The organism is Citrobacter sp. R4 (assembly GCF_026719175.1).
GTDB lineage: Bacteria > Pseudomonadota > Gammaproteobacteria > Enterobacterales > Enterobacteriaceae > Citrobacter_A > Citrobacter_A sedlakii.
On the sequence record NZ_JAPPSU010000004.1, the window covers coordinates 1 to 22,700 of the forward strand.

Below are 22,700 nucleotides of genomic sequence, written 5' to 3' on the forward strand. Positions count from 1 at the left end.
ATTCAACGTGAGAGGTGTTGATGGTGATACCACGCGCTTTTTCTTCCGGCGCGTTATCGATCTGGTCGAATGCGCGAGCAGCACCGCCGTAGGTTTTAGCCAGTACGGTAGTGATTGCAGCGGTCAGGGTAGTTTTACCGTGGTCAACGTGGCCGATGGTGCCGACGTTAACGTGCGGTTTTGTACGTTCAAATTTTTCTTTAGACACGGCTATATTCCTTACTATAGCGCTCTCCCCTTATGGAGAGAGCACGGGACTTAGGTTTTAATCCTGTGGATCATTTACCACGGGCTTCGATTACGGCCTGAGCAACGTTGCTCGGTGCATCATCATACTTCAGGAATTCCATAGTGTACGATGCGCGACCTTTGGTCAGAGAACGCAGCTGAGTTGCATATCCGAACATTTCAGACAGCGGAACTTCAGCGTGGATCTTAACGCCAGTAACTTCAGATTCCTGACCGCGCAGCATACCGCGACGACGGCTCAAGTCACCAATGACGTCACCGGTGTTCTCTTCCGGCGTTTCTACCTCAACCTTCATGATCGGCTCAAGCAGAACTGGTTTCGCTTTCTTAAAGCCTTCTTTAAAGGCAATAGACGCAGCCAGTTTAAACGCCAGTTCCGAGGAGTCAACGTCATGGTAAGAACCGAAGTGCAGACGGATACCGATGTCAACAACCGGATAACCAGCCAGCGGGCCTGCTTTCAGCTGCTCCTGGATACCTTTATCAACGGCAGGGATGTATTCGCCAGGGATTACACCACCTTTGATGTCGTTGATGAACTCGTAGCCTTTCGGGTTGGAACCCGGCTCCAGCGGGTACATGTCGATAACAACATGACCGTACTGACCGCGACCACCAGACTGCTTCGCGTGTTTACCTTCGATATCGGTAACTTTCGCGCGAATCGCTTCACGGTAAGCAACCTGAGGTTTACCGACGTTCGCTTCAACGTTGAATTCACGCTTCATACGGTCAACGATGATGTCGAGGTGCAGCTCACCCATACCGGCGATAATGGTCTGGTTAGATTCTTCGTCAGTCCATACGCGGAATGACGGGTCTTCTTTAGCCAGACGGCCCAGAGCCAGACCCATTTTTTCCTGGTCAGCTTTGGTTTTCGGTTCTACGGCGATGGAGATTACCGGCTCAGGGAATTCCATACGCTCCAGGATGATCGGGTGATCCGGATCGCACAGAGTGTCACCGGTGGTCACGTCTTTCAGACCGATCGCCGCAGCGATGTCGCCCGCGCGAACTTCTTTGATCTCTTCACGTTTGTTAGCGTGCATCTGAACGATACGACCGAAACGCTCACGTGCGGATTTCACGGAGTTCAGTACGGTATCACCAGAGTTAACCACACCGGAGTAAACGCGGAAGAAGGTCAGGTTACCCACGAACGGGTCGGTAGCGATTTTGAATGCCAGTGCAGAGAAAGGCTCGTCATCGCTAGCGTGACGTTCAGCAGGCGTATCTTTACCGTCGTCCAGGATACCGTTGATCGCAGGTACGTCAACCGGGGATGGCAGGTAATCAATTACCGCATCCAGCATCGCCTGAACACCTTTGTTCTTAAAGGCAGAACCACAGGTAACCAGGATGATTTCGTTGTTCAGAACGCGCTGACGCAGAGCTTTTTTGATCTCTTCTTCAGTCAGTTCTTCACCACCCAGGTATTTTTCCATCAGCTCTTCAGACGCTTCCGCTGCGGACTCGATCAGGTTCTGGTGCCATTCTTCAGCCAGTTCCTGCATGTCAGCCGGGATGTCTTCATAGGTGAAGGTCACGCCTGCATCAGCTTCGTTCCAGTTGATGGCTTTCATTTTCACCAGGTCAACAACACCGGTGAACGCTTCTTCAGCGCCAATTGCCAGCTGCAGCGGAACAGGGTTCGCGCCCAGACGGGTTTTGATCTGACCAACAACTTTCAGGAAGTTCGCGCCCATACGGTCCATTTTGTTAACGAACGCAATGCGCGGAACTTTATATTTGTTTGCCTGACGCCATACGGTTTCAGACTGCGGCTGAACACCACCAACTGCGCAGTAAACCATTACCGCACCATCAAGAACACGCATGGAACGTTCTACTTCGATGGTGAAGTCAACGTGCCCCGGGGTGTCGATGATGTTTACGCGATGCGGTTCATACTGCTTAGCCATACCAGACCAGAATGCAGTAGTCGCTGCGGAAGTGATGGTAATACCACGTTCCTGCTCCTGCTCCATCCAGTCCATGGTAGCTGCGCCGTCATGAACTTCACCGATTTTATGGTTTACACCGGTGTAGAACAGAATACGTTCGGTAGTAGTGGTTTTACCGGCGTCGATGTGCGCACTGATACCGATGTTACGGTAGCGTGCGATGGGTGTTGTACGAGCCATTTGATTCCTCGTTTATCTTTTAGGCGTTCAATTTAAGTAGCCCAAAGCGGGCTGCTTACTGGAAGCGCCCGCCTGGTGACTAAAATTCCGAAGGGATTACCAACGGTAGTGTGCGAACGCCTTGTTGGCTTCGGCCATACGGTGAACGTCTTCACGTTTCTTAACTGCAGTACCTTTGTTGTCTGCAGCATCAGTGAGTTCGTTCGCCAGGCGCAGAGCCATGGATTTATCACCGCGTTTACGAGCAGCTTCAACGATCCAACGCATTGCCAGAGCATTACGACGAACCGGACGGACTTCAACTGGTACCTGATAAGTAGAACCGCCAACGCGGCGAGACTTAACTTCGACAGTCGGGCGCACGTTTTCGAGAGCGACTTCGAAAGCTTCCAGTTCAGATTTACCAGAGCGCTGAGCCAGGGTCTCCAGCGCGCTGTATACGATTGTTTCGGCAGTAGATTTTTTACCATCTACCATCAGGATATTGACAAATTTAGCCAGCAGTTCTGATCCGAACTTCGGATCCGGCAGAATTTTACGCTGACCAATGACGCGACGACGTGGCATGGAAATACTCCGTTGTTAATTCAGGATTGTCCAAAACTCTACGAGTTTAGTTTGACATTTAAGTTAAAACGTTTGGCCTTACTTAACGGAGAACCATTAAGCCTTAGGACGCTTCACGCCGTATTTGGAGCGAGCTTGCTTACGGTCTTTAACGCCGGAGCAGTCAAGCGCACCACGAACGGTGTGGTAACGAACACCCGGGAGGTCTTTAACACGACCGCCACGGATCAGGATCACGGAGTGCTCCTGCAGGTTGTGACCTTCACCACCGATGTAGGAAGTCACTTCGAAACCGTTAGTCAGACGAACACGGCATACTTTACGCAGTGCGGAGTTCGGTTTTTTAGGAGTGGTAGTATATACACGAGTACATACGCCACGTTTTTGCGGGCATGCTTCCAGCGCAGGCACGTTGCTTTTTGCAACTTTGCGAGCACGTGGTTTGCGTACCAGCTGGTTAACTGTTGCCATTAAATAGCTCCTGGTTTTAGCTTTTGCTTCGTAAACACGTAATAAAACGACCTCATACAATATGAGGACGCCGAATTTTAGGGCGGTGTCGAAAAGGTGTCAAGAAATATACAACGATCACACAATCACCAGGCCAACTGGCTGGTGTGCTGGATCGTCAGTCTGACGAAATCAGTATAGCTAACCCTGACGACGCTGTCTGAAATTTGACCACCCAGGCCGCGGGCGTCAATGTCTTCTTTCAGTGCGTATACCGTTATGGGGGCGTTGCGCAGCGTTTCAAGGAAGTGAGAGCCTTCTATTGCAGCGATAACGCCATCCTGGAGTAATAACAGCGCGTCGCCTTCCGCGAGTAAACGCTGCAGGGATGTGAAATCGGACTGCCACGGGGAGCGGTGTAAGGTATGCAGCATACGAGCCTCAGAATCTCAGGATCACATCGTAATGGCTCAGCTCCCGACGCAGCGCTTCGGGCTCAAGCGCGGTGGCTTCCACCACAAACGCTGCGTCATCGCCAAGCCCACGCTCGCGCAGCGAGGCGGCGCACAGCCAGCATTGTTCGATATCGTACAATCCCAGCAGCTTAAAGGTGGCGATATAGTCGCGCGCCAGCACGACATCCGGTTTTTGCCCGGCAAGGATCTGGAACACGCCGTCACCCACGAAGAAGACGCCGGGATCATCCGTTAAAGCAGAGGTCGCCAGCAACGCGTCTAACCCCTCGCGGCCCGATGCGCTGCCATGCGGCGCGGTGGAAAAAACAAAAGCCACGCGTTTCATCAGAACTGTACCATGCGATCGCACGTTAACGAGGCTTCCGCCAGCGCGCCGAGGCCGCTTAGCGTAAATCCCGGCTGAAGATTAGCGGAGAGCAGCCCAAGGCGGCCCGCTTCGCTTTCATCAACCACGCCGCGACGCAGCGCCGCGGCCACACAGATATTGAGGGCAACGCCATGCTGCGTGTGCAGTTGCCGCCAGGCGCGAACCAGGTCAAATTCATCGCTCGCCGGCGAGGTCAGCTGGTTGGCGTTATATACGCCTTCACGATAAAAGAAGACGCTGCTTAGCGTGTGGCCTTCTTCCAGTAACGCCTGAGCGAACTGCAGCGCGCTGCTCGCCTGCTGGGTACCATATGCCGGACCGGTAACCATGATGGCAAAACGCATTACTTGTCTTGCCCCTGGAAGTCGCCGCTTTTGAACTGGCGAATATAGAGATACACGGTGTGCTTGGAGATATTGAGACGATCGGCGACCTGGTTGATCGCATCTTTAATATCAAAAATGCCTTTCTCGTATAGATTCAGAACGATCTGGCGATTCTTGGCGTTATTAGACACATTACGATCGGCGTTCACCTCTTCGATGGTAAATTCCAGCGTCTGGGTGACCAGATCTTCAACAGAAGAAGCGAAGTTGACGGACGATCCGACTTCCGGCGTTTCAGGCGGAATAAAGGTATTCATGATTTGCGAGAACGGTACATCAAGGTTCATGTTGATGCACAGCAGGCCAATCACGCGATGCTCGCGATTGCGAATAGCAATGGTCACGGACTTCATCAGGACGCCGCTTTTCGCACGGGTAAAGTAGCACTTCGACACGCTGCTGTCCGCACCGGTCATATCGTGCAGCATACGTAACGCAAGGTCGGTAATCGGCGAACCGATTTTACGCCCCGTGTGCTCGCCGTTGGCGATGCGAATAGCGGAGCATTTCAAATCCTGCAAAGAGTGCAAAACGATTTCACAGTGGGAACCAATGAGCATCGCTAACCCGTCCACCACCGCTTCGTAGGATTTCAGAATATCAAAGTCGGTTTGATCGAAAGGACGTTGATCCAGTAAATCAAGCTCACTGGTTTCGTTGGTTAAAAGCGACCTGGACATGAAAAAAAACACTCCTTTTCAGGAGCCTGTCGTTATGTTTTCAGGGCAGGCTCATTAATTATGTGGATGGTTAAATTAATACAGTGGAGGTTCCACTTTCCACAACTAATTATATCCGGCCTGCAATAAAAAAACCGCCGCTCTGTTCGGCGGCGGTTCTCAGTTTTTATTTTTTAGCAGCATCTGCGGCTTTTGCGTCAGCTTCTGCTGCGGCTTCTGGCTTCGCATCCGCCTTCGGCGCTGGTTTGATATCCAGCAGCTCTACGTCGAATACCAGCGTGGAGTTAGCCGGAATACCCGGGACGCCAGTTTTGCCGTATGCCAGCTCCGGTGGAATGACCAGCTTGATCTTACCGCCTTTCTTGATGTTTTTCAGGCCTTCGGTCCAGCCTGGGATCACGCCATCCAGACGGAAGGAGAGCGGCTCGCCACGGGTGTAGGAGTTGTCGAACTCTTTACCGTCGATCAGCGTGCCTTTGTAGTTAACAACGACGGTGTCGCTGTCTTTCGGCGCTTCGCCGGTACCCGCTTTCTCGACTTTATAAAGCAAGCCGGTAGAGGACGTTTTCACGCCTTTCTCTTTCGCAAACTTGTTACGATACTCTTTGCCCTTGGCTTCGTTTTCAGTCGCGTCTTTTTCCATCTTCGCCTGAGCGGAAGATTTCACGCGGGCTTCAAACGCCTGCAGCGTTTGTTCGATTTCCTGGTCAGTCAGCTTGCTCTTATCGGCAAACGCGTCCTGGACGCCCGCGATCAGTTGCTCTTTATCCAGTTTAATGCCCAGTTTTTCCTGTTCTTTCAGGGAGTTTTCCATATAACGACCCAGCGAAGCGCCCAGCGCATACGCTGATTTCTGATCGTCATTTTTAAACGCCGCTTTGCTGTCAGCAGCCGCAGCCGGTTTTGCCGCTTCAGCAGCGAAGGTCATCGGGGCATGCAGCGCAACGGCCATCGTGGTTGCCAGCAGCGTGGCTTTAAACAATGATTTCATCCATATCTCCAGGGCCGGGGCATCTCACCCCGAGGTTAGCTTCATTTAAGAAGCGTACTATAAAGCGTTGTTGAACAAATCAACATAAGGACATGCCTTATTCTCACTTCTTTTCAGACTCTTTTTGTTTAAATTAGTTTCGGCGCGGCGCAATCAGGGCTGCGCTCATCGACAGAATTCAGTAGAATCCGCCGCAACCCGGGATAATCAATGAGGTGAATCATGCAGGATACCACGCTGGAAACTCGTCTGGCCGAACTGGAAAGTCGCCTGGCTTTTCAGGAAATCACCATTGAAGAGCTCAACGTGACGGTCACCGCCCACGAAATGGAAATGGCCAAATTGCGCGATCATCTGCGTCTGCTGACCGAGAAACTGAAGGCCAGCCAGCCGTCCAATATCGCCTCCCAGGCGGAAGAAACGCCACCGCCTCATTATTGAGACGTAAAAAAAGCGGGTTATATTCTATACCCGCTTTTTTTTGCGCTCCGTTCATGTACCGCGCGCTAAATACCCTATGAATTTCTCGTCACAGCAAGATCCAGCCGACCCTGCGTGGCTTGAAAGACGACGGGATTAGTGGCAACCGCAGCCGCCGTGACCTTTACCGCCGCCACCGCAGCAGCCTTCGCCACCGTGTTCGTGACCGTGGTCATGGCCGTGACCGCCGCAGCAGCCGTCGTGACCGTGGTCATGATCGTGGTCGTGACCGTGTGCGCCGTGAACGTGACCATGAGCCAGTTCTTCTTCCGTCGCTTCGCGGATCGCTACCACTTCAACGTTGAATTTCAGGTTCTGACCCGCCAGCATGTGGTTACCGTCAACCACAACGTGGTCGTCTTCCACTTCGGTAATTTCTACCGGAACCGGACCCTGGTCGGTTTCCGCCAGGAAGCGCATGCCCACCTGCAGCTCGTCAACGCCCATGAAGACGTCTTTAGGTACGCGCTGTACCAGGTTTTCGTCATACTGACCGTAGGCGTCGTTCGCGCCAACAGCTACATCGAATTTGTCGCCAACTTCGTGACCTTCCAGGGCGGTTTCCAGACCAGAGATCAGAGAACCGTGACCGTGCAGGTAGTCCAGCGGCGCACTCACCGGAGACTCATCAACCAACACACCGTCTTCTGTACGTACCTGATAGGCCAGGCTGACCACCAGGTCTTTTGCTACTTTCATGATATCTCCTGAGCGTGGGAAAATTGCTGGCGCAGATTGTAGCGGAAATCTGCACCCGTGTACCCTTTAGCTTAAAAAAACTCGGGGCATATCGCTAGTCCGGATGAAAGATCCCGATCACTTGCTCCTCTTTGCGCACATGATCGCGCGCATTTTTATCCGCTTCCCGCATTTGGTGACCGCACTTAACACACTCAACAATATCGATATTATTTTCGCGCCACATCGCCAGCGTATCCTGCGCCTGGCAGGACGGGCATTTCGCCCCGGCAATAAAACGTTTACGGATTGTCATACTGAACCTCTATTCAAATTCATCCCAGCCGTCCAACTGACGTCGTTCCTGCTGCATCTCGCGCTGAAAAATCTCCTCAAGCTCGCGCCTGGCTTCTCTGGCGCGCGAAATTTGTAGGGTATCGGCATGCATCGGAATAAGCTCCCGCAGCATTCGCATATCCAGCCGTCGGAAATGCAACTGCGCCCGCTGCGCCTGGTGAGGGTGCATGCCCAGCGACACCAGCGTTTTACGCCCGAGTTCCAGCGCGCTGGAAAACGTTTCACGGGAAAACTGCGTCACCCCTGCCTGTAATAACTCATGTGCTTCCACACGTCCGCGCGCTCGCGCAAGAATATGCAAATGCGGGAAGTGTTGCTGACAGATCTCCACCAGCTTCATCGTATCTTCCGGATCGTTGCAGGTGATAACGATGGATTCTGCCGCCTCCGCGCCCGCAGAGCGCAGAAGATCCACCTGCGTCGCATCGCCGTAATACACCTTGTAGCCATATTTTCGCATCAGGTTTACGGCGCTGATATCCCGTTCCAGAACGGTAATACGCATTTTATTCGCCATCAGCAAACGCCCAATCACCTGGCCGAAACGGCCAAACCCGACCACAATCACTTGCGGCTTATCGTCATCCACCCACGGTTTTTCGTCCTCTTCATCCGGGCCGTTAAACTGACGCGAGAGCCATTTGTCGATAAGTTTCATTAGCATGGGCGTGGTCATCATCGACAGCGTGACGGTAACCAGCAATAGCGCCATTTGATCGCCCTGAAAAAGCCGCTGCGACGAGGCTGTAGAAAACAGCACGAAGGCGAATTCTCCCCCCTGGCTCAGGACGCCGGCAAACTGCATTCTTTCCGAGCTGCGAAGACCGTAGAGCCGCGCCAACCCATAGAGCACCAACGTTTTTACCGCCACCAGCACCACCACGCTTGCCACAACCCACGGCAGATGGGTGTACAGCACGCCCAGGTTGAGCGACATGCCAACCGAGATAAAAAACAGGCCGAGCAACAGTCCCTTGAACGGATCAATGGCCGTTTCCAGCTCATGGCGATATTCGCTTTCCGCCAGCAGCACGCCCGCAATAAACGTGCCCAGCGCCATCGACAACCCCAGCGCGTCCATAAATAAGGCAGAACCCAGCACCAGCAGCAGCGTCGCGGCGGTAAACACTTCGCGTACGCCGGACGCGGCGATGAAGCGGAACACCGGGCGCAATAAGTAGCGCCCGCCAATCAACATCCCGGCGAAAGCAAGCACTTTCATGCCAATCTTCATCCAGTCGAAATGCTCGTCGGCGGAACCGGCGAGCAACGGCACCAGCGCCAGCGCCGGGATCACCGCCAGGTCCTGAAACAACAACACCGAGAAGCCAAGTTGCCCCGACTCGCTGCGATTCATCCCCTTCTCGCGCATCAGTTGTAGCGCCATCGCGGTCGAGGACATTGCCAGACCGATACCGCCAACCACCGCGGCTTGCCACGAAAAATCCGTCAACATCAATAGCCCGGCGAGCAGCGCCGCGCTGAGCAACACCTGCGCCGCCCCGACGCCAAAAATCGATCGCCGAAGCTGCCAGAGTTTCGCCGGGTTCAGCTCCAGCCCGATAATGAACATCAGGAATACGACGCCAAGCTCAGAGAAATGCAGAATCTCGTCAACGTCGCTAATGAATCCCAGACCCCATGGGCCAATGGCGATACCCGCAAGCAGATACCCTAATACCGCGCCGATGCCGAGCCGTGAAGCCAGCGGCACCGCCGCCACCGCCGCGAAGAGGAACAGCACGCCCGCCAGCAATAAATCGGAACCTTCCATCAGCGGCCTCCCACGGGAACAGGCTGGGTAAGCCAGTCGCCATATGCTTTCGCATGGCTTTCCAGCTCTTGCGCGCTCTGCCGCCTGGCCCAGTAAATAATGATCGGACTCATCCAGTGCATCCGGCACATACCCGCCGTCAGCTCAAAGGGCCGCAGGACGTCGCTCATCGGGTAACGATTCAGAGCGTCATAGCGATAGGCGCTCTCCGGTTCGCCAGTGGTAATCACGCTGCGCCAGTACTTTCCCGCGAGCTGGTTCCCCCCCGGCCCGCTGGCAAAGCCGCGGCTTAACACCCGATCCAGCCACTCTTTCAACAGCGCCGGGCAGCTATAGGTATACAGCGGATGCTGAAACACAATCACGTCATGCTCACGCAAAAGAGCCTGCTCATGCGGAATATCAATAAAAAAATCAGGATAGTGCGCGTAGAGATCGTGCACCGTTACGTTACTGAGCTGCATAGCCGGCTTAAGCAGCACCCGGTTCGCCACCGAGTCCTGAGATTCCGGATGGGCATACAGCAGCAACACCTTTGCTGGCTGAGACATCATCCCCCTCCCGGTTTTATTTCTGTTTTTGTGTCGCGTTGTTGTTTTGGGCTACCATTGCGCCCCAGTGCGGCAGAATGCCAGCACATTACATTATCATAATGATAAATTAACATAGTCAGAACATACGGCGCCTTATGATTGTTTTCTCCTCGTTACAAATTCGTCGCGGCGTGCGCGTCTTGCTGGACAATGCCGCTGCCACTATCAATCCGGGCCAGAAGGTCGGCCTGGTGGGCAAGAACGGCTGCGGGAAATCTACCCTGCTGGCGTTGCTGAAAAATGAAATCAGCGCCGACGCCGGAAGTTTTAGCTATCCTGGCAACTGGCAGCTGGCGTGGGTGAATCAGGAAACCCCCGCCCTGGCCCAGCCAGCGCTGGAGTACGTCATTGACGGCGACCGCGAATACCGTCAACTGGAAGCCCAGTTGCACGACGCTAACGAACGTAACGACGGACACGCTATCGCCACCGTACACGGCAAGCTGGACGCCATTGACGCCTGGACCGTCCGCTCACGCGCCGCCAGTCTGCTGCATGGGCTGGGGTTCAGCAACGAACAGCTTGAACGTCCGGTCAGCGACTTCTCGGGCGGCTGGCGTATGCGCCTCAACCTGGCGCAGGCGCTGATCTGCCGCTCCGATCTGCTGCTGCTCGACGAACCGACTAACCACCTCGATCTTGATGCGGTTATCTGGCTGGAAAAATGGCTGAAAGGCTATCAGGGCACTCTGATTCTGATCTCCCATGACCGGGATTTTCTCGACCCGGTAGTGGACAAAATTATCCACATCGAACAGCAAAACCTGTTCGAGTACACCGGCAATTACAGCGCGTTTGAAATCCAGCGCGCCACCCGTCTGGCCCAGCAGCAAGCGATGTACGAAAGCCAGCAGGAACGCGTGGCGCATCTGCAAAGCTATATTGACCGCTTTCGCGCCAAGGCGACCAAAGCCAAGCAGGCGCAAAGCCGAATCAAAATGCTGGAGCGCATGGAGCTGATCGCCCCTGCGCACGTGGATAACCCCTTTCACTTTAGCTTCCGCGCGCCGGAAAGCCTGCCAAACCCATTGCTGAAAATGGAAAAAGTGAGCGCGGGTTACGGCGAGCGCATCATACTCGACTCCATTAAGCTGAATCTGGTGCCTGGCTCGCGCATTGGCCTGCTTGGCCGCAACGGCGCCGGGAAGTCTACGCTTATCAAGTTGCTGGCGGGCGAGCTCGCGCCGGTCAGTGGCGAAATCGGCCTGGCGAAAGGCATTAAGCTTGGCTATTTCGCCCAGCATCAGCTGGAGTACCTGCGCGCTGACGAGTCACCGCTGCAACACCTGTCGCGCCTGGCGCCGCAGGAACAGGAGCAGAAGCTGCGCGACTATCTCGGCGGCTTTGGCTTCCAGGGCGATAAGGTCACGGAAGAGACGCGGCGTTTCTCCGGCGGCGAAAAAGCCCGTCTGGTGTTGGCATTGATTGTCTGGCAGCGCCCGAACCTGTTGCTGCTTGATGAACCGACCAACCATCTCGATCTCGACATGCGTCAGGCGTTGACCGAAGCATTGATCGAATTCGAAGGCGCGCTGGTCGTCGTGTCGCACGACCGTCACCTGTTGCGCTCCACCACCGACGATCTCTACCTGGTCCACGACCGTAAAGTCGAACCGTTTGACGGCGACCTGGAAGATTATCAGCAGTGGCTGAGCGAGGTGCAGAAACAGGAAAACCAGCCTGCTGAAGCGCCAAAAGAGAACGCGAACAGTGCGCAAGCGCGTAAAGATCAGAAGCGTCGTGAAGCCGAGCTGCGTACGCAGACCCAGCCGCTGCGCAAAGAGATCGCCCGTCTGGAAAAAGAGATGGAAAAACTGAACGCGCAGTTAGCGCAGGCGGAAGAAAAGCTGGGCGACAGTAAACTGTACGACCAGAGCCGTAAAGCAGAGCTGACCGAGTGCCTGCAACAACAGGCCAGCGCCAAAGCCGGGCTGGAAGCGTGCGAAATAGCCTGGCTGGACGCGCAAGAGCAGCTTGAGCAAATGCTGGCCGACTAACCACAGGAAACCACCATGACGCCGCTCATCACCAACGATATTACTTTCCGCAAGCTCAGCATCTTCATGACGTTTATGGAGAAAGGGAATATTGCCCGCACGGCGGAAGCGCTGGATATCAGTGGGGTGAGCGTGCATCGCGCGTTACATACGCTGGAAGAAAATGTCCGTTGTCCGCTGTTTGTGCATAAAGGTCGCAACCTGATCCCGCAACCAGCGGCCTGGACACTGCTGGAATATTGTCAGGAAGTCACTCAGCTTATGGCGCGAGGGCTGGAGGAAGCGCGTAAAACGGCGGGTGTCGGCCAGGGGCGCTTACGCGTCGGCACACTTTACTCGCTGACGCTGGAGACCGTCCCGCATCTGATCATGGGCATGAAGCTACGGCGTCCCGACCTCGAACTGGATCTGACGATGGGATCTAACGAAGCGTTGCTTACCATGCTGGAAGAAGGCACGCTGGATGCGATCCTGATTTCTATTTCGGAAAGTGAAATCGATCGCAACAGTCTGGAAGTGCTGCCGCTGTTTCATGACGACATCTATCTCGCCGCACCGTCAACGGCCACACTGGACAGCTCCTCGCCTGCCGATCTGCGCGATTACCGGGAACAGAAGTTTGTTTCTCTGGCGGAAGGCTTCGCCACCTATGCCGGCTTTCAGGAGGCCTTTCACATCGCCGGATTCGAGCCGGAGATCGTCACCCGCGTGAATGACATTTTCTCGATGCTCAGTCTGGTGCAGGCGGGTGTCGGCTTTACCCTGATGCCGGGACGCATGAAGAAGATGTATGAGAATTCCGTGCAGCTACTGAAGCTGGCGCAGCCCTACCAGATGCAGCAGCTTATCGCGATTGTCTTCGCCCGCAACCGTGAGCGCGACCCGAATCTGCTGGCGCTCGCCGCCGAAGGACGAATGTACGCGCGCAGTCTGGAGCCTGGCGTTTGATTGCCGGTTAGCCTGAGGCCAATACATCCTGTAAGCAGGAGAAGCATCGCGCCAGCAGGCAACAATCACAACAACTGTACCCGCCGCGCCAGATGCACGGCAACGTCCACGCCGCTGCGCTCCAGCGAAATCGACTCCCCTTCCCACGCCGCCTGTCGCGTCAGGCAGGTCAGCACGCCGCCGGGCGGCATTTCAATCGCCAGCCTTGCGTCACGCTCGTTAGCCGAAATCACCGCTTCCTGCCAGCGCACGGTGCGCGCCATGTTCATCGCCAGATCGTCGGCAATTCTTTCCGGCTGCCAGAGCACGCGCCCGGTGCTGCCGCTCAGATACGCGCAGCGCGGGCGTGCAAGTGTGACCGAGTTAAACGCCGCCGCCAGCTTCTGCGCCGGTTCCGCCAGCAGCTCGCAGTGCGACGGCACGCTCACGGCCAGCCGCTTTGCTTTGCTCGCGCCTTTTTCCAGAGCGCGTTTTGCCACCTGCGCCATCCCTTCATCGGATCCGGCAATGACAATCTGCGTTTCGGCATTCAGGTTAGCAATGTACGTTCCGCTACCCTCGATAAGCTGTTCCACCTGCGGCAGGGTTAAGCCCATGATTGCCGTCAGGCCGTAGCCGTGCGGCCAGGCCTGTTCCATCAGATCGCCGCGCAGCGCCACCAACTCCAGCGCGTCCGTAAATTCCAGCGCGCCCGCCGCCACCGCCGCGGGATAAGCGCCAATCGATAAACCGCTAACGATGTCAGGCGACACGCCGCGTCGCTCCAGCTCGCGCGCCCAGGACACGCCGGCAATTAACAGCGAAAGCTGCACCGCGCGGGTGTGGGTTAACGAGGCCGCGCTGTCCAGCGTATCAACTTCCTTCCCCAACACCTGACGTGCCTGTTCCAGCTCCGTTCCCGGCAGGTTTTGCAGCATACCTTCATGCTGCGTGCCCTGGCCCGGAAAGGTAAACAGTATTTTCATCACTCCTCCCTGCGCCATGGATCTGCCACCAGGCGTGGCCCACGGCGGGTTTTCAGCAGCGTTTTACCGTCACGCAGCCACTCCGCCAGCGCGAATCCGCCTTCCGGCGTATCCACCTGCGTATCCGCCCGGCATAGCGCGCGGCTGAGCTGAAGCTGCCAGCCAGCAAATGCGTCAGGGGCAACGGCGTGCGGAGCGCGGATCAGCAGGTCGAGATCGCTGTCGGCATGGATCACCGGAATACCGGTCGCCAGCGCGTAGCCGGTGCTGCCAGTAATGCCCCACGTCCACGGCCACGCCTGCTGAGCAAGCTGAAGCGCCACCTGTACCGGCGGCTGGGTGACAAACGGCGAACGCAGCAGTTCGGCGGTGGCGCACAGCTCTTCAGGCGACACCACGCGTAGCACATTCTCAGGCTGCACCCATCCGGCTGCCCGCTGGTCGCGGCGCAGTCCGCGCACGCCAACGGGAATTCGGCCTTCGTTATCCACATCACGCCGTACCACCACCGGCAGGCCGGTATGCCAGGCTGATTCAGCCCAGGATTCGGTAATACCTTCCAGCGCGTCGCGCGAGGTAAGCCAGATAAGGTCGTGGGGGCGTAATGTTGTGGTCATAATTACATTCCTGACGTCAGCGAGATAAACAGCGGCAGCGACAGGATACACAGTACGGAGCTTAACAGCAGCACGGCTTCTGCATCCGGCGACTGCACGCCAAAGCGGTTACCGAACACCACGCCGAAGAAGCCCGCGGACAGCGCAATCATCAGGATAGCGGTGATCGCCACGGAGCCGTGCAGACCGAAGATTAAAACGATACCCCAGGCAATCGCCGGCTGGATCAGCAGCTTGGCGACGGTGGAGGTGATCACCATGGTGTTGATCTGCAGCTTACGGGCAGAGAGGATCACGCCAGTCAGGAACAGCGCCGCAGCGGTTGCGGACAGCCCCAGCGGTTTAATCGCCGCCAGCACCAGTTCCGGCATTTTGATGCCGATAGCGGACAGGATCACACCCAGCAGCGGGCCCATCACGATCGGTTTTTTAATGGAGCGCCACATCAGCACCGGCAGCATGGAGAGCGTTGAGCCGGAGTTATTGCCCTCGGCGCGCGCTTTTTCACGCTCCAGAATCAGCAGGCAGAACGGGGTCATCAGCACGGAACCGCAGGCGATAGAGACCGCAACGGACAGTGAGGTGGAAGAACTTTCGCCCAGCACGCTGCCCAGAATCGGCAGGCCAAGCGCCGCATAGTTTGGCAGCGCGACGGTGAGCGTCAACACGGCCGCATCCTGCGGCGATTTTTTGAATACGCCGGTAGCAAGGAAATAGATCGCCGCGTAGGTGATCCACATCGCCAGCGTCAGTACCACAATCAGCGGCGACTGCGCCACGATGCCCGCCCAGGGCGTCTGTACCGTCGCGCTGAACAGCGCCGCAGGTAATGCGAAATCCATGACGAAGATGTTGAGCAGGGAAACATTCTTGTTATCAACCATTTTGGCCTTCCCGGCCCAGAACCCCAGCAACATGATGACGAATATCGGTGCAAGAGCATGAACAATCACGTAAGTCATAAATCACCTGTAATGAAGAAAAAAGTTAGCACGGACGCGATGATTATTATTTTTCGGATGTAGCGGCCCGCGCGGGCGCAGCGCGTGCGCCCACGGAGCCGAACATTCGGCAGGTCTTAATTACTTACCAGCTGGCTCGCATACGTTCGCGTACGAGCGCCGAGCTGCGGCGGTTGTCAGCACCCAGACGGCTTTTCAGCGTGGTGTCCTGACGCGCGTCACTGATGGCCTGTTGCAGGGTGGTTTTCACCTGCGTCAGATCGTTATCGGATGGGGCATCCGGGTTGCTGATGTCCAGCAGGTCGGAAAGCAGCCCCAGCGTGGCGTAGTTGCTGATGTCATACGCCATGGGCGGAATGGTTGCCGCCAGTTTTTCCAGCGCGTCAACGGTACGCAGCGTAATGCGCGCCGCAGACTCTTTGCCCATCGCGTGGATCAGTACGCCTTTATCGTTAAAGGCAATCAAACGGTTAGCCTGGTAGCCGTGCGCCAGAAACGCGCCTGACATTGCCTTACCGACGATAAGACCAATCACCGGATGACCCGCCAGACGCGCGTTGGCGTAGGCGGCAGCGGCTCCCGCCAGCGCCTGGTGGATACCAAACGCCTCTTCGCGACGGCCATAGGCCTGGCTTGGGACGTCGATCACCGCCACTATCGGGCGCTTCACGGCTTTATCAGCATCCGCCGCGACGGTTTCGCTGACCACTTTCGCCAGCGTCCAGCCTTCCAGCAGACCGACTTCCCCTTTCGCCGCGCGCGGGAAGTGGTTGTTGGCATCCGGCACCACGGCGACAAAACGCACCGTTTCACCGTTCAGCTCACCGTCTGCCGCCTGCACGGACGGGCACAGCCCCTCAATACGTTTGGCGTTCGGGGCGAGCGTTTCCAGCCAGCGTTCGCCACGGCTTATTGCGTTATTCATCATTTCACCTCCCGGGCAAAAAGCGCGTTAATCTGTTCGGCATCGGCCTGTTTGCGGGTGTCGAAATTCGTCAGACGGTTCAGGTAATCGTCATAGTTATCGGTGCGATGCTTCGCCGGTACGCCTTTCGCGATGGCCTCGTTCATCGCGGCTTTCACCGCGTTCACGCCGTCGCCTACCAGCGCGTCCACCAGCCCGCTTTCATAGCGTACTTCGCCGCCGGTCATGCTCCAGATAAACGGCCGGTCGCGGGAGTCGTACTCTTCAATGCCCGCTTCCTGCTCGATAACCTGCGGGCCGTTGAGGCCGAGACGCGCTTCGCGGGTCACAATCAGGTAGCTGCACAGCGCCGCGGCGATAGACATCCCGCCGAAGCAGCCCACGGTTCCGGCCACAATCCCGACGACCGGGGTATAACGACGCAGGTCAACGATCGCGGCGTGGATATCGGCAATCGCCGCCAGGCCAAGGTTCGCTTCCTGCAGGCGTACGCCGCCGGTTTCGAGGCACAGTACCGCCTGCGTGGGTATGCCGTTGCGGTTATCTTCCGCCGCCAGCTCCAGCGCCGCCGCCATTTTGGCGCCGGAGACTTCGCCCATGCTGCCGCCCTGGAAGGTCCCTTCAATCGCCACGACTACCGCAGGCTGGCCGTTGATGGTCCCTTTCGCGACCACCATGCCGTCATCGGCCTGCGGCACAATGCCCTGTGGCCCAAGCCACGGAGAGATAATGCCTTCAAACGGATCCAGCAGTTCGCGGTAGCTGCCCTCGTCGAGCAGCGCCTGAGCACGCTGGCGCGCTTTTAATTCGATAAAGCTGCTGTCATCACGCATGGCTCACCCCTTCAAACACCTGTTCAATACGAATGCGCGCCACGCCCGGCGTCGCGCCGAAGTCGTGGATGGTCAGTTTGCCTGCGGGCAGGCTGCTGACGGTTTCCAGGCGGCTGAACAACGCCTCCCAGCGTCCGCGGCTGTTGTCGACGGAGGTGGTGATATCAACGGTCAAGGTCTGGCCCGGTTCGGCGGTGAAGAGCACCTCCATATCCCCGGAGCCGACGACGCCTGCCAGCGCTCTGCCGCTGACTTCGCGGCGGGCGGGCACGGTCAATGTAATTTTTTCCATAACATCCTCTTAATGCTTTGAATATGGCGTTTCGACGCGATCGAGAAACAGCGTGGCCGCAAGCAGGTCTGCGGCGCCGCCCGGTGAGGCGTTAAGCGTTAGCATCTGGCGGTCTAACTGCGCCAGCGCCTGCTGCCCCGCGAGCGTTGCGCATCCTCCGGCGTTCAGCACCGCCCGGGCGCCGTTCTGCATGGCGTCCAGCCCCTCCATTCCGGCGCGCGACAGCACGCAGGTATCGGTGAGCGAGGTCATGATCGCCATCAGCGCGTCGAGTCTGGCGTTTGTTTCGCTGCTGCCGTTAAGACGGCTCAGGCGAAGCTGCGGTAGCGCGCGCTGCATGATGTGCGGAAACGCCTGCTGCGCCTCTTCACGCGCGCCGGGCACGCGGTAGCGGTGCGTGGCGCGTAACCCCTTGCTGAATACCTTCGGCGCCGCGTCGTCCGGGAGTTTTGCCAGCCGGGCGGCGGTGTTCGCGACGGCCTGCGCGCTGGCATCACCGCCCAGCATCGCCACCGCGCTCACCAGCAGCCCCAGCGCCCAGATCGCGCCACGGTGGGTGTTCACGCCGTCGGTAGCGGCCATCATCTGCCGCTCTCCGTCGCGACCGAGTCGCCCTATGGTTTGCCTGAGGGCAATATCCGCCGGACGCTGCCAGCTTTGCTGCGCCAGCGCCTGAAACGTGGGAGTCAGGCTGTGCGCGGAGCGCTCCATCAGCGCAAGCGATAAATCGTGGTGCGCGCCGTTCCCCCGACTGTCCACCAGACCGGGTTTCGGGCTTAAACGTGCTTCGTCAATCAGACACTGCGTGGCGGTTCGCGCCAGCCATTCGGCACCGCCTTCAACCTGGATCCGGGGCAGAAGTTTCATTACCAGCTCCGGAATTTCGCAGGTGGGTTGTACAGGCCGCCGGACCACTCAACGAGGTCGGCCACGCTGCCCGCCGCCAGCAGAGAGCGGGTGGCATCGGTGCGGCGAATGCCCATATCTTCCGGATAGACCACTTTGCCGCTCTGGCGCAGTTCCGCCACGCGTTTGGCATCCACGCCCAGACCGATATCGGTGATGCCCGCCACGGCGGCGACCATGGCGCGACGCTCTTCCAGATCTTTCGCCCGGTAGAGGTAAGCAATCCCCTCTTCCGTCAGCACGTGGGTCACGTCATCGCCGTAAATCATGACCGGCGCCAGCGGCATACCGGAGGCTTTCGCCACGTCAACGGCGTCCAGTTTTTCCACGAAGGTTGGCTTAACGCCCGCCTGGAAGGTTTCCACCATCTGCACGACCAGTTTTTTACCGCGCTGCATTGGGTCAGGTTCGGTGATCATGTTCAGCCAGGCCGGCGTGGCGTGGCGGCGACCGTGCGGATCGTGGCCCATGTTTGGCGCGCCGCCGAAGCCGGAGAGGCGACCGCGGGTGACGGTTGAGGAGTTAGCGTAGCCATCAACCTGCAGCGTAGAGCCGATAAACATATCGACCGCGTACTGGCCTGCCAGCTGGCAGAAGGCGCGGTTAGACCGCATGGAGCCGTCGGCACCGGTAAAGAACACGTCCGGACGGGCGCGAATGTACTCTTCCATCCCCAGCTCGCCGCCGAAGCAGTGCACGCTCTCCACCCAGCCGCTTTCGATTGCCGGGATCAGCGTCGGATGCGGGTTCAGCGTCCAGTGTTTACAGATTTTGCCCTTCAGGCCAAGCTGTTCGCCGTAGGTGGGTAGCAGCAGCTCAATCGCCGCGGTGTTAAAGCCAATCCCGTGGTTGAGGGACTGCACCTGATGTTCCGCGTAGATGCCTTTAATCGCCATCATCGCCATCAGGATGTGTTCCTGTTTAATCAGGCGCGGGTCGCGGGTGAAGAGCGGCTCAATGAAGAACGGCTTGTCCGCCACCACCACGTAATCGATCCAGGAGCCCGGAATATCGACGCGCGGCAGGTCGCATTCGTCGTCCACCAGCTCGTTCACCTGTGCGATGACGATGCCGTCATGGAACGCGGCGGCTTCCACCAGCGCCGGGGTATCTTCGGTACTCGCCCCGGTATAGAGGTTACCTTTACGGTCCGCTTTAAACCCGGCAATCAGCGCCACGTTTGGCGCCAGGTCAACATACAGGCGGGAGTAAAGTTCGATGTAGGTGTGAATCGCACCGATTTCGAGCTGGCCATCTTCCAGCAGCTGCGAAATGCGCAGGCTTTGCGTACCGGAGAAGGAAAAGTCCAGCTTACGGGCGATGCCTTTCTCAAAGATATCCAGATGTTCGCTGCGGCCCACGCTTGGCATAATCATGTGCAGGTCGTGCACTTTTTCGGGATTCACTTCAGCCAGCATGCGGGACAGGAAATCTGCCTGCTTCTGGTTATTGCCTTCTAATACCACGCGGTCACCCGGCGCGATCAGTTTTTCCAGCATCGCGGTCAGGTCTGCGGTAGGCAGTACCTTGCCCTGCACCGGTATGGAAGCCAGACGCCGCTGCTTCTCGGTGCGGCGGGTATTCCAGACGCGTGCGGGTGTTTGCCCAGATAACATTATTAACCTCCTGATTCAGCTAATCATTTTGATTGCTTAACACGCTAATGAGTGTGCGCTCTGGTGAGAAAGTCATCAATTAAGCGTAGAGAGGGATCGTTAGCCTGAGAGTAATAATTGAAGTAACAATTTGTGATGAGGATCAACTACTCCATTCCAGACGCCATCCTGAGCTACGCATTTTTCATAAACACAACAGGCAAGTGGCGGTATAGTAGACGGCTGATAATGAGAGACCATCGCAGCCGTTATGAGCCAAATAACTTCGTCAGACCTTCAACTCACCGCCGTAAACTCGCGTGAATTTCGCCCAATGCGTGGTATTCGTAACCGCCATTTGCAGACCATGCTGCCGCGCCTGATCCGCCGCAAAGTGAATTTTGCCCCCCACTGGCAGCGGCTGGAGTTACCTGACGGTGACTTTGTCGATCTGGCCTGGAGTGAAGATCCGGCGTCCGCGAAACACAAACCTCGTCTGGTCGTCTTTCACGGTCTGGAAGGCAGTCTGAACAGCCCGTATGCCCATGGCCTGATTGAAGCGGCGCAAAAACGCGGCTGGCTTGGGGTGGTGATGCATTTTCGCGGCTGCAGCGGCGAGCCAAACCGCATGAACCGTATTTATCACTCTGGCGAAACCGAAGACGGCGCCTGGTTTCTACACTGGCTGCGTCGCGAATTTGGCCACGCGCCAACCGCGGCGGTGGGCTATTCGCTGGGGGGCAATATGCTGGCCTGCCTGCTGGCAAAAGAAGGGAAAAACATCCCGATAGAGGCTGCGGTGATTGTTTCCGCCCCCTTCGTGCTGGAAGCGTGCAGTTACCATATGGATAAAGGCTTTTCCCGCGTTTATCAGCGCTATCTGCTCAATTTGCTGAAGGCGAACGCGTCGCGCAAACTGGCGGCGTATCCGGGCTCCCTGCCAGTCGATCTTGCGCAGTTGAAATCCCTGCGCCGCATTCGCGAGTTTGACGATCTCATCACCGCTAAAATTCACGGTTTTGCCGACGCTATCGACTATTATCGTCAGTGTAGCGCGATGCCGTTACTCAACCGGATCGCCATCCCGACGCTGATCATCCACGCCAAAGACGATCCGTTTATGGATCATCACGTGATCCCCAAAGCCGACGATTTGCCGCCTCAGGTGGAGTATCAGCTAACGGAACATGGCGGGCACGTTGGGTTTATCGGCGGCACGCTGCGTCGCCCTGAGATGTGGCTGGAGGCGCGTATTCCCGACTGGCTGACAACGTATCTGGAGGTACCAAGATGATGATCCCCTGGCAGGAGCTCTCTCCCGAGACGCTGGACAACTTAATCGAAAGCTTTGTGTTGCGCGAAGGCACCGATTATGGTGAACATGAACGTTCACTTGAGCAAAAGGTCGCCGACGTTAAACGTCAGTTGCAGTGCGGAGAAGCGGTTCTGGTCTGGTCTGAATTGCACGAAACAGTCAACATCATGCCGCGTAAACAGTTCCGCGAATAAGCCTGTATCCTCGGCCGACTATAATAAAAAACCTAACCTACTCATGGAGTTGTTATGTCTGCCAAACATCCGGTGATTGCGGTAACAGGATCCAGCGGCGCGGGGACCACCACCACCAGCCTCGCGTTCCGTAAAATTTTTGCCCAGCTCAACCTGCGCGCGGCCGAGGTGGAAGGCGACAGTTTTCATCGTTATACCCGCCCGGAAATGGACATGGCGATCCGCAAGGCGCGCGATGCCGGACGGCATATCAGCTATTTCGGCCCCGAAGCCAATGACTTCGGCCTGCTGGAACAGACCTTCATTGAATACGGGCAGACGGGCGAAGGCCAGTCGCGAAAATATCTGCATACCTACGACGAAGCCGTACCCTGGAATCAGGTGCCTGGCACCTTCACGCCCTGGCAGCCGCTGCCGGAGCCGACCGACGTCCTGTTTTATGAAGGGCTGCACGGCGGCGTGGTGACGCCACAGCATGAGGTGGCGCGCCATGTGGATTTGCTGGTGGGGGTTGTGCCCATCGTCAACCTGGAGTGGATTCAGAAACTGATCCGCGACACCAGCGAGCGTGGACATTCCCGCGAGGCGGTGATGGACTCCGTGGTGCGCTCAATGGACGATTACATCAACTACATCACGCCACAGTTTTCCCGTACCCACATCAACTTCCAGCGGGTCCCGACGGTGGATACCTCAAACCCATTCGCCGCACGCGGCATTCCCTCGCTTGATGAGAGTTTTGTGGTGATACATTTCCGCAATCTCGAAGGCATCGATTTCCCCTGGCTGCTGGCGATGCTGCAAGGTTCGTTTATTTCTCACATCAATACGCTGGTGGTGCCGGGCGGCAAAATGGGCCTGGCGATGGAACTGATCATGCTGCCGCTGGTACAGCGCCTGATGGAAGGCAAGAAGATCGAATAAGCCTCAATGGCGGCTGGCCCGATTGTGCCATAAGG

Annotated in this window: 27 protein-coding genes; 6 read left to right on the top strand and 21 right to left on the bottom strand. The window is 56.9% G+C overall.

Annotated features, from left to right (window positions below):
• The 9 genes from OOJ60_RS10670 to fkpA all read right to left on the bottom strand — a co-directional run.
• Window positions 1-208: GTP-binding protein (locus tag OOJ60_RS10670; RefSeq protein WP_000031660.1), on the bottom strand; the 208-nt coding region annotated here is incomplete at its 3' end.
• A 70-nt stretch (window positions 209-278) separates the two neighbouring features.
• A complete protein-coding gene (gene fusA / locus OOJ60_RS10675; RefSeq protein ID WP_042286235.1) occupies window positions 279-2,393 on the bottom strand; it encodes an elongation factor G in 2,115 nt (704 codons plus the stop codon).
• 96 nt (window positions 2,394-2,489) lie between these two features.
• On the bottom strand, window positions 2,490-2,960 hold the full coding sequence (gene rpsG / locus OOJ60_RS10680) for a 30S ribosomal protein S7 (protein WP_002920113.1): 471 nt from the start codon (window positions 2,958-2,960) through the stop codon (window positions 2,490-2,492).
• Between the two features lie 96 nt (window positions 2,961-3,056).
• Window positions 3,057-3,431 carry a 30S ribosomal protein S12 gene (rpsL, locus tag OOJ60_RS10685; protein ID WP_000246815.1) on the bottom strand — a complete coding sequence of 125 codons (375 nt, stop codon included), beginning with the start codon at window positions 3,429-3,431 and terminating at the stop codon, window positions 3,057-3,059.
• Window positions 3,432-3,556: 125 nt separating this feature from the next.
• Window positions 3,557-3,844 (bottom strand): sulfurtransferase complex subunit TusB, encoded by a 288-nt coding sequence (gene tusB / locus OOJ60_RS10690; RefSeq protein ID WP_042286237.1) that lies wholly within the window; start codon window positions 3,842-3,844, stop codon window positions 3,557-3,559.
• A gap of 7 nt (window positions 3,845-3,851) precedes the next feature.
• Complete coding sequence (gene tusC, locus OOJ60_RS10695; RefSeq protein ID WP_042286238.1) at window positions 3,852-4,211, bottom strand: sulfurtransferase complex subunit TusC; 360 nt, start codon at window positions 4,209-4,211, stop codon at window positions 3,852-3,854.
• On the bottom strand, window positions 4,211-4,597 hold the full coding sequence (gene tusD, locus OOJ60_RS10700; protein ID WP_042286241.1) for a sulfurtransferase complex subunit TusD: 387 nt from the start codon (window positions 4,595-4,597) through the stop codon (window positions 4,211-4,213). The genes tusC and tusD overlap by 1 nt, the downstream gene beginning before the upstream one ends.
• Window positions 4,597-5,319 (bottom strand): helix-turn-helix transcriptional regulator, encoded by a 723-nt coding sequence (locus OOJ60_RS10705; RefSeq protein ID WP_042286247.1) that lies wholly within the window; start codon window positions 5,317-5,319, stop codon window positions 4,597-4,599. Before OOJ60_RS10705 ends, tusD begins: the two co-directional genes overlap by 1 nt.
• A gap of 166 nt (window positions 5,320-5,485) precedes the next feature.
• Window positions 5,486-6,310 (bottom strand): FKBP-type peptidyl-prolyl cis-trans isomerase, encoded by an 825-nt coding sequence (gene fkpA, locus OOJ60_RS10710; protein ID WP_042286250.1) that lies wholly within the window; start codon window positions 6,308-6,310, stop codon window positions 5,486-5,488.
• Between the two features lie 222 nt (window positions 6,311-6,532).
• Between fkpA and OOJ60_RS10715 the strand changes: the two genes are divergently transcribed.
• Complete coding sequence (locus tag OOJ60_RS10715; RefSeq protein ID WP_042286253.1) at window positions 6,533-6,751, top strand: protein SlyX; 219 nt, start codon at window positions 6,533-6,535, stop codon at window positions 6,749-6,751.
• 135 nt (window positions 6,752-6,886) lie between these two features.
• Here OOJ60_RS10715 and slyD read toward each other — a convergent pair whose 3' ends face one another.
• The 4 genes from slyD to kefG all read right to left on the bottom strand — a co-directional run bounded on the left by slyD (window position 6,887) and on the right by kefG (window position 10,150).
• Entirely contained in the window at window positions 6,887-7,489 is a 603-nt protein-coding gene (slyD, locus tag OOJ60_RS10720; RefSeq protein WP_042286257.1) for a peptidylprolyl isomerase, read from the bottom strand.
• A gap of 94 nt (window positions 7,490-7,583) precedes the next feature.
• Window positions 7,584-7,784: a YheV family putative zinc ribbon protein gene (locus tag OOJ60_RS10725; RefSeq protein WP_205612537.1), complete on the bottom strand. Its 201-nt coding sequence runs from the start codon at window positions 7,782-7,784 to the stop codon at window positions 7,584-7,586.
• 9 nt (window positions 7,785-7,793) lie between these two features.
• Window positions 7,794-9,599, bottom strand: a complete 1,806-nt coding sequence (kefB, locus tag OOJ60_RS10730; RefSeq protein WP_042286262.1) for a glutathione-regulated potassium-efflux system protein KefB — start codon at window positions 9,597-9,599, stop codon at window positions 7,794-7,796.
• The gene (gene kefG / locus OOJ60_RS10735; RefSeq protein ID WP_042286933.1) at window positions 9,599-10,150 is read right to left on the bottom strand and encodes a glutathione-regulated potassium-efflux system ancillary protein KefG; all 552 of its coding nucleotides are present in this window, start codon (window positions 10,148-10,150) and stop codon (window positions 9,599-9,601) included. Before kefG ends, kefB begins: the two co-directional genes overlap by 1 nt.
• A gap of 137 nt (window positions 10,151-10,287) precedes the next feature.
• On the opposite strand from kefG, the gene OOJ60_RS10740 reads away from it, so the two are divergent.
• Both OOJ60_RS10740 and OOJ60_RS10745 read left to right on the top strand, forming a co-directional pair.
• Window positions 10,288-12,189, top strand: a complete 1,902-nt coding sequence (locus OOJ60_RS10740) for an ABC transporter ATP-binding protein (protein ID WP_205612538.1) — start codon at window positions 10,288-10,290, stop codon at window positions 12,187-12,189.
• Window positions 12,190-12,204: 15 nt separating this feature from the next.
• On the top strand, window positions 12,205-13,137 hold the full coding sequence (locus OOJ60_RS10745; protein ID WP_205612539.1) for a LysR family transcriptional regulator: 933 nt from the start codon (window positions 12,205-12,207) through the stop codon (window positions 13,135-13,137).
• Between the two features lie 65 nt (window positions 13,138-13,202).
• On the opposite strand, the gene mdcH is transcribed toward OOJ60_RS10745, so the two are convergent.
• The 8 genes from mdcH to mdcA all read right to left on the bottom strand — a co-directional run bounded on the left by mdcH (window position 13,203) and on the right by mdcA (window position 20,253).
• Window positions 13,203-14,102, bottom strand: coding sequence for a malonate decarboxylase subunit epsilon (gene mdcH / locus OOJ60_RS10750; RefSeq protein WP_205612540.1), 900 nt, complete (start codon window positions 14,100-14,102; stop codon window positions 13,203-13,205).
• Complete coding sequence (locus OOJ60_RS10755) at window positions 14,102-14,719, bottom strand: malonate decarboxylase holo-ACP synthase (protein WP_205612541.1); 618 nt, start codon at window positions 14,717-14,719, stop codon at window positions 14,102-14,104. The genes mdcH and OOJ60_RS10755 overlap by 1 nt, the downstream gene beginning before the upstream one ends.
• Window positions 14,720-14,721: 2 nt before the next feature.
• On the bottom strand, window positions 14,722-15,681 hold the full coding sequence (locus OOJ60_RS10760; RefSeq protein ID WP_205612542.1) for an AEC family transporter: 960 nt from the start codon (window positions 15,679-15,681) through the stop codon (window positions 14,722-14,724).
• 124 nt (window positions 15,682-15,805) lie between these two features.
• A complete protein-coding gene (gene mdcE, locus OOJ60_RS10765; protein WP_205612646.1) occupies window positions 15,806-16,606 on the bottom strand; it encodes a biotin-independent malonate decarboxylase subunit gamma in 801 nt (266 codons plus the stop codon).
• On the bottom strand, window positions 16,606-17,439 hold the full coding sequence (locus OOJ60_RS10770) for a biotin-independent malonate decarboxylase subunit beta (RefSeq protein ID WP_042286283.1): 834 nt from the start codon (window positions 17,437-17,439) through the stop codon (window positions 16,606-16,608). The genes mdcE and OOJ60_RS10770 overlap by 1 nt, the downstream gene beginning before the upstream one ends.
• On the bottom strand, window positions 17,432-17,731 hold the full coding sequence (gene mdcC / locus OOJ60_RS10775; RefSeq protein WP_042286285.1) for a malonate decarboxylase acyl carrier protein: 300 nt from the start codon (window positions 17,729-17,731) through the stop codon (window positions 17,432-17,434). The genes OOJ60_RS10770 and mdcC overlap by 8 nt, the downstream gene beginning before the upstream one ends.
• A gap of 9 nt (window positions 17,732-17,740) precedes the next feature.
• Window positions 17,741-18,598, bottom strand: coding sequence for a triphosphoribosyl-dephospho-CoA synthase (locus OOJ60_RS10780; protein WP_205612543.1), 858 nt, complete (start codon window positions 18,596-18,598; stop codon window positions 17,741-17,743).
• Window positions 18,598-20,253 (bottom strand): malonate decarboxylase subunit alpha, encoded by a 1,656-nt coding sequence (gene mdcA / locus OOJ60_RS10785; RefSeq protein ID WP_042286290.1) that lies wholly within the window; start codon window positions 20,251-20,253, stop codon window positions 18,598-18,600. Before mdcA ends, OOJ60_RS10780 begins: the two co-directional genes overlap by 1 nt.
• 250 nt (window positions 20,254-20,503) lie before the next feature.
• Here mdcA and OOJ60_RS10790 point away from each other — a divergent pair, with 250 nt between their 5' ends.
• From OOJ60_RS10790 to OOJ60_RS10800, 3 genes are read left to right on the top strand one after another with little or no spacing between them, the layout of a single operon-like run.
• Window positions 20,504-21,526 (top strand): hydrolase, encoded by a 1,023-nt coding sequence (locus tag OOJ60_RS10790; RefSeq protein WP_181822442.1) that lies wholly within the window; start codon window positions 20,504-20,506, stop codon window positions 21,524-21,526.
• Window positions 21,523-21,741, top strand: coding sequence for a YheU family protein (locus tag OOJ60_RS10795; protein WP_042286296.1), 219 nt, complete (start codon window positions 21,523-21,525; stop codon window positions 21,739-21,741). Before OOJ60_RS10790 ends, OOJ60_RS10795 begins: the two co-directional genes overlap by 4 nt.
• Window positions 21,742-21,795: 54 nt before the next feature.
• The gene (locus OOJ60_RS10800; RefSeq protein WP_205612544.1) at window positions 21,796-22,665 is read left to right on the top strand and encodes a phosphoribulokinase; all 870 of its coding nucleotides are present in this window, start codon (window positions 21,796-21,798) and stop codon (window positions 22,663-22,665) included.
• Window positions 22,666-22,700: the final 35 nt, after the last annotated feature.